A 19,528-nucleotide genomic window follows, 5' to 3' on the forward strand; every position below is an offset into this window, starting at 1 on the left:
TGTGAAATTAAATAGGAATGCGGGTGCTGGATGAAGTCCGGCTGAGATGGCAGCCTTATGCTGCGGACCGTTAATCTGATCCAGGTAATGCTGGCGTAGAGAATATCATTCGAATTGCGGTGCCATTCGTGTATTTCTCGAATGGTTTTTTTGTGTTAACCGGGTAAGAGGGCGCTTTCGCAAGACGAGGGCTTACCCTTCGCGATGATAGAAGCCGGCATGAAATGGAGGGAATGGCAAAGGGAAGAGAGGAGAAGCAGTCATGGTCGATTTTCGTCTGTATGCGATTACCGGCGAGACGTTCCATCCGGGACGCCGGCTGGTGGACGTGATGGAGCAAGCTATTCGGGGAGGCGCGGACATCGTTCAATTCCGCGACAAAACAAGCGGCAGGGAAGAGCTGCTGCGCAAGGCAGCAGAGCTGCGGGAGCTGACCCGCCGCTACGGCGTTCCTTTTATCGTGAACGATCACGTTGATATCGCGATGGAGGTGGATGCGGACGGGATTCACCTCGGTCAAGGCGATATGCCGATCGCGGAAGCCAGAAAGCTTGTCGGTTCCAAGATCATCGGCATATCCACCCATGCGATTTCCGAAGCGCAGCTCGCCGAAGCGGAAGGGGCGGATTATATCGGCGTCGGGCCGATCTATGCGACGGCTACGAAAGCCGATGTGGTGGATCCGGTCGGTCTTTCGTACATTCGGGAAGTCGCCGGGGTCATTAACATCCCGTTTGTGGCGATTGGCGGCATCAAGCTGGGCAACGTGGACGAAGTGATCCGGGCCGGTGCGAGCCGCGTCTGCGCGGTGAGCGAAATCGTCGGCAGCCCTGACCCGGAAGCGGTATGCCGGGCGTTCATTCACAAGCTTGAAGGTAGAGGAGGAGCGGCGGATGGAACTGGTCGTTAACGGAACAAAGCGGGAGCTGGCGGCCGAGACGGTAGCCGATGTCCTCCGCTTGCTGGGGCTGTCCGGCAGGCCGGTCATGGTGGAAGCGGACGGACAGGTGCTGAAGATTGAGCAGTGGGAGACGACTCCGGTTGTACCTGGAATGAAGCTGGAGCTGGTCCATTTCGTAGCGGGAGGTTGAGGGGAAAAATGAGCATAGATAATTGGCAGGTTGGCGGACAGGAACTGTCGTCGCGGTTGTTTTTGGGGACCGGGCTGTTCCCCGATCCTTATGTGCAGATGGAGGCGATCAAAGCTTCGGGAACTGAGGTGCTGACGTTCGCCATCCGCCGGATCCATCTCGATTCGGTGGAGGATGACTCGATTCTGCAGCATGTGGAGCCCCAGAAATACATCTATCTTCCCAACACCTCCGGAGCGACAACGGCTGATGAGGCGGTCCGGATTGCCCGCCTGGCGCGGGCTTCGGGACTCAGCGACTGGATCAAGGTGGAGATTAGCGCGAATAAGCGCACGCTCCTGCCCGATCCGATTGAAACGTTAAAAGCGACGGAAATATTGGTCAAGGAAGGTTTTACGGTACTGCCGTATATCTCCGACGATCCGGTGATCTGCAAAAAGCTGGAGGAGGCCGGAGCAGCCGCGGTTATGCCCGGCGCAGCGCCCATCGGGACCGGCCTCGGCATTCTGAATCCGTACCATCTCGGATTGATCGTGGAGGAGCTGTCGGTCCCTGTCATCGTGGATGCGGGGCTCGGGACAGCCAGCGACGTGGCGCTCGCGATGGAGCTGGGAGTCTCCGGCATTCTGATGAATACCCCGGTGGCCAAAGCCAAAGACCCCGTAATGATGGCCCGGTCGATGAGGCTGGCGGTTGAGGCGGGGCGTTTGGCTTACTTGTCCGGGCGGATTCCGAAGAAGAAATATGCTTCGGCCAGCAGCGGCCTGGAATCGCTCGTCATCGAATAAAAAAGGATGGACAGGGGGCTGTAACAATGAGCGGAGACATCATCGTCATGGGAGGCGGCATCATCGGATTATCTTGCGCGCTGGAGCTGCGCCGCCGCGGCCTGAACGTCACGCTGCTCGAAAAGGGTCCCTGCGGCGGGCAGGCCTCTGGGGCGGCGGCAGGAATGCTTGCTCCGTATTCGGAGAACGTGGAGTCGCCGGACGAGTTCTTCCGGTTGTGCCGCGAGAGCTTGTCGCTGTATCCGCAGTGGCAGCAGGCGGTGAAGGACATCTCCGGCGTCTCCTTCGAATATGCCGAAACCGGCAGCTTGTACGTCGCGAGGCACGAGGCGGATTTGCTGGCGCTGGAGAGCCGGCTGGAATGGCAGCGGAGCTGGGGCTCCGGTGGCGAAATATTAACGGGGAGCGCGCTGTTCGATGCCGAGCCGGGGCTGACCCGCGAGGCAGTTGCTGCCTTGCGGACTCCGGTGGAGAGCCATGTGTATGCCCCGGATTTGACGGAAGCGGTCAAAAGGGCCTGCCTGGCCTCCGGCGTGCAGATTCATGAGCATCTTGGCCGGATCGAGCTGGCTGAATGGCGGGAGCGGGTTGCGCTGAGGGCGCAGAGTGGCGATCGGTTTGAAGCGGATCGGCTGCTGATCAGCACCGGTGCGTGGGTACAGGAGATGTCGGAACCCCTTGGCATCCGGATTCCTGTACATCCGATCCGGGGGCAAATTTGCGCCTACACTTGGAACGAGGAGCGCGAGCCGCTTCGGCATCTGGTGTTCACCAGCCAAGGGTACCTGGTCCAAAAAGCAAACGAAACGCTTGTCTGCGGCGCCTCGGAGGATATCGCCGGGTTCGATACGTCCGTCACGGACAAAGGGATCCGGCGGCTGACGGAGTGGAACAAACAGGTGCTGCCTGTTCTTGGTGAGGTGCAGCCGTTTCACCGCTGGGCGGGACTGCGCCCGGCGGTGCTGGACGGCCGGCCGCTGATCGGGCGGCTGAACGATGCCGGCCATATTTTTGTGGCTGCGGGTCATTACCGCAACGGCATCCTGCTCAGCCCGGTCACGGCCGCGCTGATCGCCGATAGCGTGGAGGGCAAGCCGCTGCCGGAGTGGTGTGGAGCGTTTCGGCCGAACCGGTTCGGTGAGGTTCAGGCGGGCGCTTTTTCGGGCAAATAAAGGATTGGCGTCGTTAAATATTGCTTGTTCTAGCTGATAAAAGTACGGACAATATAAAGTTATTCGTTTGGCATGAAGCACATGGCAAAGCAGGAATGCATTCCTGCTTTGTTTTTTTGTGTCGGGCGTCGTAAAACTATTTGTAGAACACACATCTTATATATCCATTAAACCCATATAATTGAGGTGATGATGTATAATGACAATTAATGACAAATTTTGCGAAAATCCTGTAGTATACTGCAAGTAGTCCTATGCTAAATAGGTAAGAAGTTTCACAGGAATACATAAGGAGGTGTGGCTGCTTAGGGCCACGCGTGGGCAAGCAGTCCCGTCGGTTAAGAAAACATATTTTTTAGCAAGAGAGTTTAAGTTTAGAACTACAAAGCGAACAGCAACACAGACGGTCCGGGAATAAGTAGAAAGTTAGATTGTACCAGAATGTCAGGGAGGATAAGGAAGCTAGTGGATCAGGGAATTTGAGGAAATAGGAAATTCAAGAAGCTGCATATTTTAAAAGATTGGAGCGGAAGAAGTATGTTCAAAGCGATGTTGATGACCATTTTTGCCGGGGCGATAATTCTTGGAACGGCAGGAGCAATCGAGCAGCCCGTGCCGGCCGCAGCGGCGGCGGCCTTTAAGGATGTGCCGGCGTCCCACTGGGCGTATCAGGCCATTAACGATGCGGTAACCAAAGGTTACCTCAAAGGAGACGGCAGCGGAAAATTCAGACCGAACGACCCGGTTACACGGGCTGAATTTGCGGCAATTCTGGCCAGGGTGTCGAAGAACGAAAACGCTGGCGGAGCAGCGGCATTTTCCGATTTGGCCGGGCACTGGAGCGAAAAGGAAGTGAGCGAGGCAGCGGGGAAGGGCTTTTTCAGTCCGGCCGATTATGCAAACGGCTTTAAGCCCGGCACTCCGCTGACGCGAGTGGAAATGGCGAAGTGGATGGCCTCGGGACTGGCGGCCCGCGACGGAGAGTACAAGCAGGCGATCGAGGACACGAAGGACACTATCGTTCCGGTGACGGAGTATTACAAGGGCGGCTTGAACAAGGCCGACTATCCGTATGTGTCGGTCATGCTGGGAACGGGACTGATGTCCGGGTACCCGGACGACAGCTTTGGCGGCGGCAAAACGACCACTCGCGCGGAGGTGGCGGTGATTATTCAGCGTTACGAGACGACGCAGACGAAGGCGCCAAGCGCGTTCAAGGGATTGAACGAGCTGCGGGAAGTGGGGATGACGGGGACGAATCTCCGGACGGTGATTCCGGCGTATCAGTATGCTGAGGGTCATGAGCTTAAAACGATCCTGGGCAAGGACGTAAGCCTAAGAAACAATACTGGAAAAGTTAAAATATATCATTATATTTTCATGAGTGGTTTGAGCGCGGACCAGACGGGAAGTATTTATGGACGGATGTTTGTGGATGAGCAGACACCCTTTTTTGAGAAGTCTTATTTAGTGTTCATTGATTCTTCTGTGCTACCGCTTAAACAAGGGTTCAATAATCGGAGTTATACAAACGGTCTGAAAACCGATTTGCAGGGAGGTTACAGATTGTTTAGCTCTACATCGAAGCGGTTTGGTTTTAAAACGCTCACTACAGATGGAGGAAGTGATTTCTTTAAAGTTGGGAAAGAAACTAGGTTGTGGACCACATCCTCAGTAGAGAGATATCGTGGGAAAGATGACATCTCTGTTGGAAAGACCATTTATTCAGATGATGGTACATATGCTGGCATTTTCACATCAGAAACAAAGTGAAATTAAGGGATAAAGAATATGAAGTTATTAAAAATAGTATTTTTAATCTCCCTCATTCACACAGTTATCCTTATGGCAGTAGTTGATATTAGTTTTGTATCAGGAGAGAGCTACCCGTCTGACAGTATCATCAATCCGCCAGGCCCCCAAGTACGACAAGTAGTTACAAAGAAAGTTAGCGCTAGTGCACCAGCTAAACCAGGGATTTACTGGTATCAATTAGACGATGGTTCTTTTCAGGCAGATTACGATAATGGCACTCATGTTACTGCTAGTAATGCTGGGGACGATAAATACAATCCATACCCTGTAAGGAAGGAAACTTCGGCTAAAATAAATTCTTTAGAGTATGAACCAGGGAATTTTGAAGATTCTACTAAGGTTTCCGTACCATCAAGTGCTGTCGAAGACAAGAAATTAGTTAAAGATAAAACTTCGTTCGGAGATGCAATCTACTTTACACCTGGGGAAAATATGCCGAATATATACATTCTCTCTGATAATATAAGCATCGGCATGAACATCATTACAGGTGGCCCTAATTTCACAAATAGGGAAGAACTCGACATCAAACACCGACCAAATGGCTTCCCTAAATACCTGGTCGAGTACGACATCAACCTTAACCTCACCTGGGAAGGCACCGCCAAAGAAATCAAGGAAATGCGGGTGACTCCCGCGAACGCATCGATGAAACCCGGGGAGAAGAAGAACTTTAAGGCTGAGGTGCGCACGAAGCCTTTCAGCGTGAAGGGCGATACGAGCTTTGGCGACTTCGTTGATGTGACCACCCGAACCGAGACGGTGTGGAGTTCGGATAACAAGGCAGTTGCTACAGTAGACAGCAGCGGGAACGTCACTGCCGTAGGCAAAGGCACGGCCAAAATCACGGCCGTATGGAAAAGCGGCCTCTACTACCTGTACGGCACAGCCACCGTGACCGTCGGCGATGGAGGCGGGGACGGACCGCCGCCGGTCGATCCCCCGGATCCCGGGGTAAGCTGCACCGAGCCGGCGCCGGGTCAATCGATGACCGGCAAATACATGGACCCCGTCGTGACAGCCAAAATCAAAGCTGATGCCCGCGGCAGCGAGCGGTTTGACGTGCTTCAGGGCATTCCGACCTCCGAGAGCCTATACGGCAATGTGCTCGCCCGGAATCACCTGTACCAGGACAAATTCGTACAGATGACCGGGACGTGCACATATACGGTTAACGTAACCAAGGAGTACACGCTGAAGTGGGATCCGGGCAAGGAAGTGCCGAATGCCGATGGCAAAGGAACGCATATCGAGCCGGACCCGCAGAGCGAGACCGAAAGCAAAACGTATACCTACCAAATTGAGCGGCGGTATGCTTTCTGGAAAATCGATAACCTGGAAGTCTACCAAATCCGCGAAGCGATTCTCGACAATTACGCCCTGCCGGGCGGCCGGATTGCCATCCAGCCGAGTGGGTACACTCCACCGTATTATGCCGCTGCGACGACTGGAAATTACGATCCTCCTGCTCCGCCCGGAGAGCTTACGGCTGCCGGACAGACACTGACCGGGGGCAAGTCCAAGCCGTCGGTGCCGAATGACGAAGGCGCCCTAAAAGGGGAAGCGGAGAAAGCCGTCGGCAAAATCCAGGTGACGAATGACTCGCTGGTCTTTAACGGACAGACGATGATGAACAACCAGAAGGTTGAGGAATCCGGCCCGACACCGTCTCAAATTCCTGAGCCGCCCCAGATCGGCGATAACGTGCTGTACAGCCCGGGAAATCTGATCGATCGCAGCAAAACCAATAAAAAGGATACGCCGAGCGCGGGCAAAATCGAATATGACCTGATGCCGGGAAATATAAACGGCGGGCAAAACCAGGAGTTTCCGATCTACGGCATCAACACCGTGACGGTCCATACGCCTGTGGTCAACGATTCCTCCGTGTCGGACGATGCGGCGCACAACCAGAAAACGAATCCGGACGCCGGCCGGTCCGCCCTGATTCTGGAACGCCCGTTCACGGTCCGGATTCCGACGAGCGGGCAGCATGTCAGCTATCCAGGTTACGGCAACCGGGATTACGCCAAGTATTTCCGCACCAAGCAGGTCAAGTTCCCTTTTGACGTCTATGATGGGAACCGGACCACCTTTATTCCGAAAAATACATGGGTGGACATTCCGGTCGGCCAGCTGGACACGACCTTTTATTTGCCGGTATGGGTGGACGAAGGTCCATACCAGATCGCGTTTCGCAATATTGCCGAAAATGCCCCGGCCGATTATACGCAGCAAAATGACGCCAATACAAGCCTGGTGCATCATGCCGCATACGATGAGGTGGCAGTTGATGTCATTGGACGGCTGTACGATTTTCATGTGACGGATATTGCCGATTACAATTGGGAAACCGTGTTCCGGTCCCAGAAGGGCAGCGCGATCCAGACGGGCGTCTCCTATTGGGTTGGTCAGAAAGGGATCGATGGCGATCCGCGTGGCAATGCAGCCGTCTTTACGCTGCCGATCCGTCCGGGGAGCAGCCCGCTGCAGGGGTTCAAGAACGTGTCCGTCAAGACCGGGTACCACTTCAAGTTTGATTTTAAAACGAAAGGGAATATGTTCGGTCCGCTGGACGGCATTCGCATCACGCCAACCTTCTATTATGTCAGAAAAGACGGGAAGGCCGTCAACGGCCGCGGGGATACGCGGATTCCGGTGGATCTGTACTACAGCACCAGTTCGAAGCATTTTGTGAAAATCGGCTCGTCCGCGGATCAGGTCCAGCGTTACGTCATCTTAAATGACCGGCTCCGGAACGTGCCCGCGCAGGAGCTGCGGGATACGGCAGGCTACAAGTTTAATCATGGCGGCGCAGCCGGGGGGATGAACCGGAACGAATACATCAACAGCTATGTAAACAAGTATACGAAGCAAAAGACGCCGGTCGGAAGCTACAGCCTGTTGATTCTGCCTGAGCAGCTGCGGACGTTTCTCAGCCTGAAGGACCCCGTACCTGAATCGGTGAACCGCGAACGGGCGGACGTATCGATCCAGAAATGGTACGGCGAGTACAGCCTGCCGGCTGATCCCTATGTGGTCGAAGCGGGCACGAATGTGGCGGAATACGGGCGCACGCACGGCGGGCTGGACGACAAGTCCCCGATTTTTCTGAAGAACGGCTACATCGTCGTGAACTTTAATATCGAGTCCATTCAGGCGGGCGACTTGAAAAATCCGCATTTGCAGTACATTTACGCCCCGCTGATGAATCAGTGGCAGATGGAAGGCTTTAACCGGAACATCCAGGATGCCTACGGGAACCGGTTTGCGCTAAAAGACGGCGACGTCGTCTTCTACCAGACCGATCAATCCAGCAGGGATGACTTCAGCAGCCAGGTGCCGCATTAACGGGAAATCAGTAAAAAGGGCTGCCCTTAGGTCAGTTTTGACCTTTGGGGACAGCCCTTTTTGGTATGCCTAAACGTATCAGCCTTTAACCGAACCGGCGGCAATGCCCTCCACGATCCGGTTGCTGAGCACCAGGAAGATGACGAGGATCGGCAGGATGCTGATCATCAGCGTCGCCCCGATGGCGCCCCAGTCGGTCGTGTACTGTCCGACGAAGTTCTGGACGCCGACCGTCAAGGTCTTCAGGTTGTCCGAGCTGATGAAGGTGTTGACGAAAATAAACTCGTTCCAGTTATAAATCATGTTGATGATCGCAGCCGTGGCAATAACGGAGAACGTCATCGGCATCACGATCCGGAAGAACATGCGGTTCACGGAGCAGCCGTCCATAATGGCGGCCTCTTCCACTTCCCGCGGCAGCGCGTAATAGAAGCCGAGCAGGATCATGATTGTGATCGGCAGGTTAAAGGCGGTGTAGGACAGGATGATGCTGAGCTGGTTGTCCGTCAGCCCCACTTTTTGAAACAGGATGAACAAGGGAATCAGGGTCGAATGCACCGGGATCATCATGCCCACCATAAACAGGCCGAGGACGAGCGAGCTGAGCTTCCAGCGCATCCGGGTGATCGCAAAGGTCACGAAGCTGGCGAGCAGAATCGTCAGCACGACGGCTATGACGGTGATCAGGACGCTGTTAATAAAATAACGGCCGATATTTCCCTGCTGCCATACGTTTTCATAGTTCTCCCATTTGGGATGGCTGGGGAGGGCGAAAGGTGGAAGATTGAATACCTCCTGGTTATTCTTCAAGGAAAACAAAAGCAGCCATACCAGTGGCAAAATTTGCAGGACCGCTCCCGCAATCAGCACGACATAGAGCAGGCCGGTGCCGATTCTGGCGCCGACAGGCCGGGAAGACCGCATCACGGGAACGGATACGGCCGGACTTGCGGTTCTCATCATAAGCACCTCCTCTTATCAGGAATATTGAATCGTGTCTTTGGAGGCGGTTGCCTTGCGGATCGCCCAGGTGGCGACCATGCAGATGATCAGCAGGAAGAAGCCGATCGCACTGCCGTAGCCGAAATCGAATCCGCGGAACGCCTTTTGATACATATAGGACGCCATCACTTCGCTGGCCCCGTTTGGCCCGCCATCTGTCATAACGTAGATCAAATCGAAATATTTCAGCGAGCCGACGACGGCCAGCACAATCGTGACTTTGACGACCTCGGAAACGAGCGGCAGCTTGATTCGGAGGGCAATCTGCCACGGATTGGCTCCGTCGATCCGGGCTGCTTCAATGAGCGATGCCGGAATGTTTTTCAGGGCGGCGTAGTAGATCAGGATGTAGAAACCGGCGTACTGCCATAGAATCGGAATGAACAGGGCGTACAGCACGAGCTTCGGATCCGACAGCCACGCTGGGGGATCCTCCACGCCCAGCGATACGAGAAACGTATTGAGGATGCCGTTTGTCGGATGGTAGATTTTCAGCCACAGCTGGGCAATGGCTACCGAAGAGAGCAGCATCGGAATCAAATAGATTTTCCGGAGAAGTCCTGCCCCTTTAATGTTCCCAGCCAGGATCAGTGCAACGATCATATAAACGGCAAGGCTCACCGTCGATAGAACCGCGAATAATAATGAATGGTACACGCTGTTCCAAAATGCGCTGTCCTTCATCAGGCTGGCGTAGTTCTCCATCCCGATAAAACTCATGCTGCTGACGCCATCCCATTTCATCAGACCGTAGTATCCGGTAAGAACGATGGGAATATATATGATGGCCATAATCAGAAGCAGGGACGGCAGCACGTATAGGGCGATGATCTTTTTGTTCGACATCACTTTGTCCATAACTAGGAAGCCTCCTTACGATGCTAGTCGGAGAAGAAAAACGTCTATCGACGTAAATTCACAGAAGACAGACCGCCATTAGAGGAAGTTTTTCTTGCGATATAGGAAGCCGAGTCTCCGGAGCTTATCCTTTCTTATATCTTAGAGAAAAGGACGCCCCGGCGGAGCTCACCGGTTCGTCCTTTCATCCTCTACCATGACGGTTACTTGCCGGTCTTTAACGCCTCTTCCTGCTTTTTGGCGAATTCCTCCGGTGTGATGGCATTGCCGAGCAGTGCCTGAATCAGGTTGTAATGTTCTTCTGCGGCACCCGGTTTCATTTGTACGTCCAGATAGAGAATGACTTTGCTGGCGTTATTCAGTTCGTTCAAGACGTCAATGAACATTTGCGGCAGCTTGACACTGGAGGTGTCGACCTTTGTTCCCGGGATAATGCCTGCGTCAACCACGGACAGCTCACCCCATCTTTTGACGAAGTAGTTGACGAACTTCTTGGCATCCTCTTTGACCTTGGAGTTTTCGGAGACGAACATACCAACGCCGACGCCGCCGACCCAGTCGTTAATGTTCCCCTTGCCGCCTTCGATCGTCGGGAATTTGAAGAAGCCGATCTTGTCCTTGAATTCCTGCGGGATATCCGGATTGGTCGTATAGTTTGGCACTTCCCACGTTCCCATAGCGTACATGGCCGCTTTCTCGTTCATGAATTCGGATTTGGCCTCGTCGTTGGACAGCCCGTTAAAGCCTTTTACAAAGGCATTGCTTTTCACCAAATCCTGGGCTTCCTTGGCGGCCTGGATCAGGCTTGGATCGCTGAATGTGCTGCTGGCTACTGCCTGATCCTGCACGTCTGGACCACCGAGCCGCTCAGCCAGGTACATGTACCAGAAGGAGCCGGTCCAGGCGTCTTTCGATCCTAGCGCGATCGGGGTGACTTTGTTGTCGTTCAGCGTTTTGATGATATTTTTGAATTCTTCATAGGTTTTCGGCGGCTGCAGATTGTATTTGGCAAAAATCTCTTTGTTGTAATAAACAGGCACGATGTTCAGCTCGACAGGCAGCGCGTATGTCTTACCGTCCACGGCGTAGGCTTCGGTCGTTCCTGCTACAAATTTGTCTTTCAGGTCGCCTTGAAGCAGGTCGTCCAGCGGGGCGAACATGTTGCCTTTAACGTACGGCTCCAAAAATCCGGCAGCCCATGTAAAGCCGACGTCCGGCAGGCTGTTGGAGGCGGAGAGGACCTTCAGTTTATTTTTATACTGCTCGTTCTCAAGCACTTCCGTTTCGACTTTGACGTTCGGGTTGGCCTGCTCGTATTCGCTGATGATTTGCTTCGCCAGCTTGTTCTGGGCGGAATTGCTGCCGTCCGGCCACAGGTGCATCATTTTGATCGTGACTTTATCACCGGAACCACCGGATGAACTCCCGCCGCCGGCGGCCGTCTTGCCGTCGTCCGAACTGTTTTTACTTCCGCCGCAGGCCGACAGCACGAGTGTCAATGCCAGCAGCAGCATGGATGCGGATAACCATTTCTTTTTCATAAATGCCCGTTTCCCCCTTCGTATCATCGCGAGAGATGTATGCGCTTTCCCTCTGAAGCCAAGTGTAGCATCCCGTATTAGGAGGACATAAGGGCACAGCGTTTGGGTATAGTTCCACTTTATTTGGGTGCTGCCTGACCGCCTTTGCGGTAGGCGCCAGGGCTTGCGCCTTCGTAGTCCTTGAAGACCTTGTTAAAATACTTGGTTGTCTGATAGCCGACGCGTTCGGCGATTTCCGAGACCGGCAGCTTGGTCTGCAGGAGAAGCTCCTTGGCCTTCTGGATTCGGAGCCTGGTGACGTATTCGATAAAGGTCATATCCATCTGCTCCTTAAAAAGGACGCTGAAATAGCTGGGGTTTAAATGGACGTGATCGGCCACTTCACGCAGGCCGAAGCCTTGATCCAAATGCTGCGACACGTATTGAAGCGCCTCTTGGACCGGCTCTGCCAGCGTATTCACGTCCCCGGTGGCGTCAAGGAGCTTGCTGTCGACCATGCGCTGGATTTTGCTCATCCGCGAGCGTTCCTCCTGAACCTGGAGCGCCTTCTCTACAGCATCGAACAGCTTGTCCTTGCGGATCGGCTTGAGCAAATAATTGACGACGCCCAGCTGGATCGCCTGCTGCGCATACTCGAATTCGGCGTAGCCGGAAATCAGAATAATGGCCGGCTGGGCGGCCGGTGATCCGGATTCCAGCTGCTGCACCAGATTGAGTCCGCTGATCTCCGGCATGCGGATATCGGTAATAAGCAGATCGACCGCCTCGCGCTCCAGCAGGTCCAGGGCGTCGCGGCCGTTGTCCGCTGAAATGACGCTGCATGCGCCGTTCCCCCAGGTTTCCAGCATGCGGGTCAATCCTTGTCTCGTTCGGGGTTCGTCATCTACGACTAAAATCGTTTTCGATTTAACCATCGTTACATCTCTCCTGTCTGGATCCCTGTCTGGATCGGAATGGTTAAGCTTACCCGGGTTCCCCGGTGGATTTGGCTGTCGATCGCCAGCCCGGATTCATCCGGCCGGTCCCCGCCGTAGTAGAGCTTGATCCGCTGCTGGACGTTAAAAATCCCCATGCCGGAGCCTTTGAAGGGCGGCGTCATTCCGGACTGAAGCGCCGTGACGATCCGGCGGAGGCTGTCCTCATCGATGCCTTTTCCGTCGTCGGTCACCGTGACGACCAGATGCATCTGATCCGCGGACAGGGAGACGCCGACCGACACCTTGCCGGGGCCGATCCGGCCCTCGATGCCGTGCAGGATGGCGTTCTCCACCAAGGGCTGGATCAGGAGCTTTGGCATCGGCACCGATGCCAAGGCCGGCGGCGACGAGATCGACCAGGACAGCCGGTCGCCGAGCCGCATTTTCATGATAAGCAGGTAGCGCTCGATATGCTCAAGCTCATCCTCAAGCCGGACCCATTCCTCCTTGCCCGGCCCGGTGATCGTATAGCGGAACAGATCGGCCATCGCCACGACATATTCGGCCAGCTCGTCTTCGTCTTTTTCCATGAGAGACCAGTACAGCGCTTCAAGCGTGTTAAACAGAAAATGTGGATGGATTTGGGCCTGCAGCGCTTTCAATTCTGTGCGGCTCTGCAAAATCTCCTTCTCGTAAACGAGCCCGATCAGCTCGTTCATATGCTCAACCATTTGGTTGTAGGAGTGATTCAGCTCGTTGATTTCGATGGTGGACGAAATTTGCACCGTCGGCTTGAGGCCGCTGAGCCGGGCGCTGCGCATCGTCTTGATTAGGCGGAAGACCGGCCGCGTGATCAGGGTCGACAGCAGGAAGGACAGCAGGATGAACAGGATGCTGCCGATGCCCGCGGAGACCAGGATCGCGGTGCGCAGTACGGAAATGCCGCTTGTGATCGCGCTGATTGGCGTCAGGATCAGCAGTGTCCATCCGGTCAAGGCGGACTGCTGCTTGACGAGCATGTACTTTTGACCGTCGATGGCGACGACCGCGTCGCTCGTATCCACCAGGGACTTGATGCGCCAGGGCGTGACCTGGTCGTCGTTCACGGCGATGAGGCTGTAGTTCCGGTCGGCAAGCAGCATCGTTTCGCGGCCGCCATCCTCGTTCAGCGCCTCGTCGATTTGAAAAATCTCACGGTTCATCCGGATGAGGAGATACCCGCCCGGCCTGAACCATTGGTCCATCAGACTGACGCTGCGGATCGCCAGCACGGAATTCGGATCCAGCGGATCGATCCCGATCCAGACGATGCGCCCTTTTTCCTCGCGGGCGTTATCGATCCACTTCTGGCTGATCCTGCTGTTCAGATGGCCTTCATCCAGCGGGAACAGCCTGCGTTTGCTGCCGCTGTACAGCTCGACCGAGTTGACGCCGTCGGCATAGGTCTGAACGATTTTGATGCTGTTCAGCAAGGACTGGCGTTCCGAGAACGTGGCGTGCCTGCCTGCCGACTCGTTCAGCAGCACCTGCTGAACGTAGGTATTGGTGGCGACCTGAGTGGTCAGGGAGTCGATTTGGTTCAGAACGGCCTCAAGCCTTCCGCTCGCCTGAATGGCCGTTTGTTGAATGTGCTTCTCCGCGTTGTTTTTCAGCAGCCTGGAGACTGTATCGAAGTTCACGATCCCCACGACCGACAAAATAATGAGCATCACAAACAGAAAGCCGAAGAGCATTTGGTTCCGGAGCGTGTTGAACCGGTTCAGTTTCGTTCGCATCAGGGTCAACCTTTCTGAACGGAGAGTGGTATGGAAGAGGAATGACATAGTTGAAATGTAACCTAAGTCAGCGGTTTCTGTCATTATCCTTTTTCAGGCGGGTATGGCGTAAAGATGCAGAAAGAGAACGGTTTCTTTTTTACAACTCTTTTGCTAAAATCAGGCTAACTTAGAAGGTAATAGAGGGAAACCTGCCATACACACCTTTGTGAATGCGCTTACAACGGGTGGGTCAATGAGTAAGGAGCGAGGGTCATGTTAAACGTACTTTTGGTGGACGATGAGCCGTGGGTTCTTGAGGGCCTCCGGACGATGATCGACTGGAACAAATACGGTTTTCAGGTTTGCGGGGAGGCACAGAGCGGACCGGATGCGCTGCGGTTCATTCAGGAGCATCGTCCGGAGCTGGTGGTCACCGACATCAACATGCCGGTGCTGAGCGGCATCGAATTGATCGAGCAGTCCAATCAGCTGCTGGCCAAACCACCCAAATTCGTTGTGCTGAGCGGCTATGACGACTTTTCGTACGCCCAAGCGGCAATGCGGCAGCGGGTGGCTGAATACCTGCTTAAACCGGTGGATGACGAGGAGATCGGCGAACTGCTCGTCAAGCTCAGCCGGAAGATCGGCGATGAAATTGAAGCAGAGCATCATCAGGCGAAAAAGGAGCTTTTGGCCGTCAGCCATATGATGAATAGGCTGATACAGGGAGAGTACGGCGAAGCCATGGAGGAGCAAATCAAGCGCTCCCTGAAGCTGGAGGGCAATTCAGAATTGCAATGCTTGCTGGTATGGATAGAAAACGTATTCGATCCCGCTGAGGTAAGTCCGCTGCTGACTCGAGAATTTGAAGGAGAAACAGGCAGTCTTTTTCAGGACGGATGCGGAAGAATGGGATTTGTCGTGCAGTCCGGCGCCTCAGTTTCGGGCCGTCTGCAGGAAGCTGCGATCCAGATTCACCGGGAGCTGACTGAACGGCTGGACGAGCCGGTCATTATCGCCGTCAGCGAGCCGAAACGCAGTCTGCGCTCGATCCGGGAGTTGTATGCCCAAACGGTGGAGGTCGTGGAGCGGAAGCGCTGTTTGGGGAAAAGCGGGGTGTTTTTCTATCAGGAGTGCATCCGTCCGGTAAACCGGGAGCGGCTCCTGCAAACATTCAAAACGCTTCTGGAAACGGTGCAGGAAGGGGATCCGGAAGGCATTACCGCTTGTGTCAAGGAATCTTTCGCATGGATTGCCGCGGGTCCCGTGGAGCTGGAATGGGTGAAGACCCATGTGGCGGATATGGAATGGTCCGTCTGCGGCCTGATCAAGGACCTGAACGGCGACCCGGCCGCTTTGATGAAGGCGCAGGAAAGGCAGCTTGGCACGCTTGGCGAAATCAGGGATTACCGGGCGCTTCAGGCCTATGTGGAGCGTTTTTGCCTTCAGGCGGGGGCCCTTCTGTCCGAGCTGAAGCTGAGCAGCGAGAGCAACACCATTTACCAGGTCGTGCAATACGTCGACCGCGAATTCCGCGGAAGGCTGCAGCTGCAGGATTTGGCCCGGCATTTTCATATGAACGCGACTTACTTGGGCCAGCTGTTTAAGAAAACGACGGGGAAGCCGTTTAACGAATACCTGGGTGACAAGCGGATCGAAGAGGCGAAAAGGCTGCTCAAGCGCTCCCCGCTCAAAATCTCCGACGTGGCGCTTCAGGTGGGCTACCCGAACACGGACTATTTTATTAACAAATTCAAGCTGAAAACCGGCATGCTGCCTTCGGCCTACAAGCAGGATGCCGGAAATTCGCCGGATGGACCGATGGGGGAGCGATGAAATGATGTCCACGCGCAAATTCAAGCTCCGGAAGATCGTCAACGATATTCCGCTGAATTATAAATTTCTGCTCATCTTTATCGTCGGCGTGCTGCTCCCGGTGATCGTCATCAACCTGGTGGTGACGGACCGCCTGTCGGACCTGATCAAAGCGCGGGAGGAGCAGAACCTTGATATCTCGATCGAGCGGGCGAGAAAGGATATTCACGATTTCATCGACGGCGGGGTAGCGGTCAGCCATGCCTTAAGCAGTGATAAGACGCTGTATGAAATACTCGACCGGAAATATGCGAGCCAGATCGATTTTTATGACGCTTTTGACGAGCAGCTGCGCAACCGGGTGACCAGCTACATTCCGGTGAACAACCAGATCGAGCGCATCAGCATTTTCACGGATAATCCGACGATCGTCGACGGAGGGAACTACCACGTCATCGATGACGAGGTCCGGGCGAGCGACTGGTATAAATTGTGGAAGGACTCGCAGAATCCGGTATTCGTCGCGGCGTACCGGGCCAACCAAGCCAGCAGCAGCGTGTTTACGGCTCCTTATTTGAGCGTGATCGAGCGGATGGATTATTTTGATAACTACGACCACTATCAGAAGCTGCTGCGAATCGACATCGACCTGAACAAAATTTTTGACGTGATTGTCCGGGAAAAAGATTACCTGGATCTTTACCTGGTCAATGAGCGGAACCAAATCATTATGTCGGCCCAGAGCGGATACCAGACCGGCACGACGGACGCGTACCCGGTGTTCAAACTGTCTGCTGAGGACAAGGAACAGGACGTTCATTCGGTCAACATCGGCACCGCCAAATACGTCAAGGGATGGCGGCTGATCGGGATCACCAAGGGTGTGCGCATCACCAAGGCAATGAACGAAATGAGACTGTACGTCGGAATCGTCGCAGCGGGGATTACCCTGTTCACGACGGGATTTATTTTCATTATGCTGAGATCCTACAATTACCGCGTGAAGCGGCTGGCACGGCATATGCAGAAGGTGACGAATGAGAAGTTCGACCTGATCCAGATCGACGAGGGGCGGGATGAAATCGGCGGACTCATCCGCAATTTCAACAAGATGACCGGCCGGATCAAGTTCCTGATCAACAACGTGTACAAGCTGGAAATCCAGCAGAAAAACCTGGAGATGGAGCGGGTGCGGGCCGAACTGAACTTTTTGCAGAGCCAGATGAATCCCCATTTTCTGTTCAATACGCTGAATGCGATCCTCGTCGTCTGTACGAAAAACCACTACACGGACGTAACCGACATCATCAAAAGTCTGTCCAAGCTGCTGCGGCGGCTCCTCAGCTGGAAGGAAGACATCGTGACGCTGGAGGAAGAAATTATGTTTATCGACATGTATCTCAAAATCGAGAAGTTCCGGTTCCGTGACAAATTCGAATACCGCTTCGATATCGATCCGGATGCGCTGCAGTACAAAATCCCGAAAATGAGCATTCAGCCGCTCGTGGAAAATGCCTGCAAACACGGGCTTCAGGCGATCGACGGACAGGGCATCGTAACGGTCAGCGCTTACGTTACCGAAGAGCGTCTGCGCATCGTTATTGCGGATAATGGCAAAGGTATGGAGCTGGAGCGGCTCAAGGAAATTAAAAAGGCGGTACAGACCGAAGACGAGTCCGGCGCCAATATCGGCATCCGCAACGTGTACCGGAGACTTGAGCTGTACTATCACGATCAGGTGCGCTTTGATATCGTAAGCAGCCCGCAGCAGGGCACGACCGTATTTTTTGAAATTCCGATCAAGTTTCTAAGCGGTATGGCAGGCTGATCGATCCGTAATACAGGAGGGGAACCATGACATTTAAAGTGTTGTTGATCGATGACGAACCCGCTGCCCTGGAGGGGCTGGAGCTGTGGATCGACTGGGAGGAGCTGGGCTTTGAGGTGTGCGGCCGCGCAAGCAACGGAAAGGAAGGGCTGCATTTCATCCGGGAGCTGGCGCCGGACCTGGTCATCACCGACGTCCGGATGCCGCTGATGGACGGGCTTGAAATGATCGAGGCGTGGCGCCGGGAGGGGACAGCGCCGGTCAAATTCGCCATTGTCAGCGGATATGGCGAATTTAAATACGCTCAGAAGGCGCTACGATACGGCGTCAATGCGTACCTGCTCAAACCGGTCATTCCGGAGGAGGCGGCTGAGCAGATCCGGGACATTCGGAGGGAGCTTGTGCGGGAGCGGGAGGAACAGAGCCTGACGAGGATGGCTTCATACGAAGAGGCGGTTTCGATGATTAAAGATCTGCTGAACGGCGGCCCGGACGCTTTGGACGGCATGGAGAAGGAGGTAACCCGCCTGTCGGATGCCATGCCGGCATGGAACATGTGCCTGGTGCAGGCGGCGCCGGATGCTCTTTCCCGGCTGCGGGCGAAGGCTGCCGCAATGGCAGAGGCGGGCGAATACATATACCTGGTCGATCTGGAGCCGAGCAGCTTCGGGATTGTGTACGGTTGGAACTCGGCAGAGGATAACGATAAGGCAGCTTACGCGATGGCGGAGGAGCTGCTAACGGAAGGCGCGGACGGACAACGGGTGTTTATGGCGTCAGGGCAGGCGGAGAACAGCCTGCACCGGATCGGCTGCTGCTGCAAGGCGGCTAAGAAGGCCATACAATATGCTTTTTACCTTGATCATGCCCCGGGCTTGATCCTTTACGAGCAGGTGGAACATTTCCAGTTTGAAGATCATTTCGAGCGGTTGGATCTATTTAAAGAAATGCTCCAGGCCGTATCGCTGCTGGACAAGCCGGCTTTGCGAAAGGCGGTACAGTTAGCGGATTCCAGTCTGCGGGAGTCCATGCCGAATCCGGACATCGTCAAAAAACTCGCCATCCATGTCATGTATCAAATCATGAGCCATATGCGCGAAGCAGCCGGCCCGGCAGCGGAGCCCTGGATCGAAAAGTACGATATTCCCCGGATATCCGGCACTGTGATGACGCTTGGCGACGTGATGGGCGATCTGCTGTCCTGCGCCGAGGGCTGCATTGACTTTTTTATGCGGGAACAGCAGCGGCAGTCCCAGGGCATTGCCCAGGAAATTATCGACTACGTCCGCGAGCACTACCGGGAGCCGCTGACGATCCGCAAGCTGGCTGAGGTCTTCTACCTGCATCCCGTTTATCTCGGCCAGCTGCTGCTGAAGAAGAACGGCATCGGCTTTAACGAAATGCTGCATAATCTGCGGATTGAAGAGGCTGTACGCCTGCTGGAAAACAGCAGTTTGAAGAACAGCGAAATTGCGGAGCGCGTCGGGTACGGCCATTACGGCCAATTCCTCAAGCAGTTCGAAGCGAGGCATGCGATGTCCCCCAATGAATACAAAAAAAGGATGTTCTAAAGTTTTGAAGGTGACTCCTTTA

Annotated in this window: 14 protein-coding genes and 1 riboswitch; of the genes, 9 read left to right on the top strand and 5 right to left on the bottom strand. The window is 54.5% G+C overall.

What is annotated here, in order from left to right; all coding sequences use genetic code 11:
• Positions 1-9 precede the first annotated feature (9 nt).
• A riboswitch (TPP riboswitch) is annotated at positions 10-119 on the top strand.
• Between the two features lie 143 nt (positions 120-262).
• The 6 genes from thiE to ABID47_RS08575 all read left to right on the top strand — a co-directional run bounded on the left by thiE (position 263) and on the right by ABID47_RS08575 (position 8,217).
• A complete protein-coding gene (thiE, locus tag ABID47_RS08550; protein WP_354495903.1) occupies positions 263-910 on the top strand; it encodes a thiamine phosphate synthase in 648 nt (215 codons plus the stop codon).
• Positions 894-1,091: a sulfur carrier protein ThiS gene (gene thiS / locus ABID47_RS08555; protein WP_076170544.1), complete on the top strand. Its 198-nt coding sequence runs from the start codon at positions 894-896 to the stop codon at positions 1,089-1,091. Before thiE ends, thiS begins: the two co-directional genes overlap by 17 nt.
• Before the next feature lie 8 nt (positions 1,092-1,099).
• Complete coding sequence (locus ABID47_RS08560; protein WP_354495905.1) at positions 1,100-1,879, top strand: thiazole synthase; 780 nt, start codon at positions 1,100-1,102, stop codon at positions 1,877-1,879.
• Between the two features lie 26 nt (positions 1,880-1,905).
• The gene (gene thiO / locus ABID47_RS08565) at positions 1,906-3,051 is read left to right on the top strand and encodes a glycine oxidase ThiO (protein WP_354495907.1); all 1,146 of its coding nucleotides are present in this window, start codon (positions 1,906-1,908) and stop codon (positions 3,049-3,051) included.
• Between the two features lie 537 nt (positions 3,052-3,588).
• Positions 3,589-4,824, top strand: coding sequence for an S-layer homology domain-containing protein (locus tag ABID47_RS08570; protein ID WP_354495909.1), 1,236 nt, complete (start codon positions 3,589-3,591; stop codon positions 4,822-4,824).
• A 516-nt stretch (positions 4,825-5,340) separates the two neighbouring features.
• Entirely contained in the window at positions 5,341-8,217 is a 2,877-nt protein-coding gene (locus tag ABID47_RS08575; RefSeq protein ID WP_354495911.1) for a DUF5704 domain-containing protein, read from the top strand.
• Between the two features lie 78 nt (positions 8,218-8,295).
• On the opposite strand, the gene ABID47_RS08580 is transcribed toward ABID47_RS08575, so the two are convergent.
• The 5 genes from ABID47_RS08580 to ABID47_RS08600 all read right to left on the bottom strand — a co-directional run bounded on the left by ABID47_RS08580 (position 8,296) and on the right by ABID47_RS08600 (position 14,310).
• On the bottom strand, positions 8,296-9,141 hold the full coding sequence (locus ABID47_RS08580) for a carbohydrate ABC transporter permease (RefSeq protein ID WP_258875327.1): 846 nt from the start codon (positions 9,139-9,141) through the stop codon (positions 8,296-8,298).
• 54 nt (positions 9,142-9,195) lie between these two features.
• Positions 9,196-10,077 carry a carbohydrate ABC transporter permease gene (locus tag ABID47_RS08585; protein WP_089545774.1) on the bottom strand — a complete coding sequence of 294 codons (882 nt, stop codon included), beginning with the start codon at positions 10,075-10,077 and terminating at the stop codon, positions 9,196-9,198.
• A 203-nt stretch (positions 10,078-10,280) separates the two neighbouring features.
• On the bottom strand, positions 10,281-11,618 hold the full coding sequence (locus tag ABID47_RS08590; protein WP_076170537.1) for an extracellular solute-binding protein: 1,338 nt from the start codon (positions 11,616-11,618) through the stop codon (positions 10,281-10,283).
• 119 nt (positions 11,619-11,737) lie between these two features.
• Positions 11,738-12,532, bottom strand: coding sequence for a response regulator transcription factor (locus tag ABID47_RS08595; RefSeq protein ID WP_076170536.1), 795 nt, complete (start codon positions 12,530-12,532; stop codon positions 11,738-11,740).
• Positions 12,533-12,534: 2 nt separating this feature from the next.
• Positions 12,535-14,310 (bottom strand): sensor histidine kinase, encoded by a 1,776-nt coding sequence (locus tag ABID47_RS08600; protein WP_354495914.1) that lies wholly within the window; start codon positions 14,308-14,310, stop codon positions 12,535-12,537.
• A 255-nt stretch (positions 14,311-14,565) separates the two neighbouring features.
• Between ABID47_RS08600 and ABID47_RS08605 the strand changes: the two genes are divergently transcribed.
• Genes ABID47_RS08605 through ABID47_RS08615 form a run of 3 tightly spaced genes read left to right on the top strand, consistent with a single transcriptional unit; the run spans position 14,566 to position 19,506 of the window.
• Entirely contained in the window at positions 14,566-16,128 is a 1,563-nt protein-coding gene (locus ABID47_RS08605) for a response regulator (RefSeq protein WP_354495916.1), read from the top strand.
• A 4-nt stretch (positions 16,129-16,132) separates the two neighbouring features.
• Entirely contained in the window at positions 16,133-17,935 is a 1,803-nt protein-coding gene (locus ABID47_RS08610; RefSeq protein ID WP_354497264.1) for a sensor histidine kinase, read from the top strand.
• Between the two features lie 26 nt (positions 17,936-17,961).
• A complete protein-coding gene (locus ABID47_RS08615; RefSeq protein ID WP_354495918.1) occupies positions 17,962-19,506 on the top strand; it encodes a response regulator transcription factor in 1,545 nt (514 codons plus the stop codon).
• The last annotated feature ends 22 nt before the right edge of the window (positions 19,507-19,528 follow it).

Origin of the sequence: Paenibacillus favisporus (assembly GCF_040545415.1) — a bacterium.
GTDB classification, from domain to species: domain Bacteria; phylum Bacillota; class Bacilli; order Paenibacillales; family Paenibacillaceae; genus Paenibacillus_AQ; species Paenibacillus_AQ favisporus.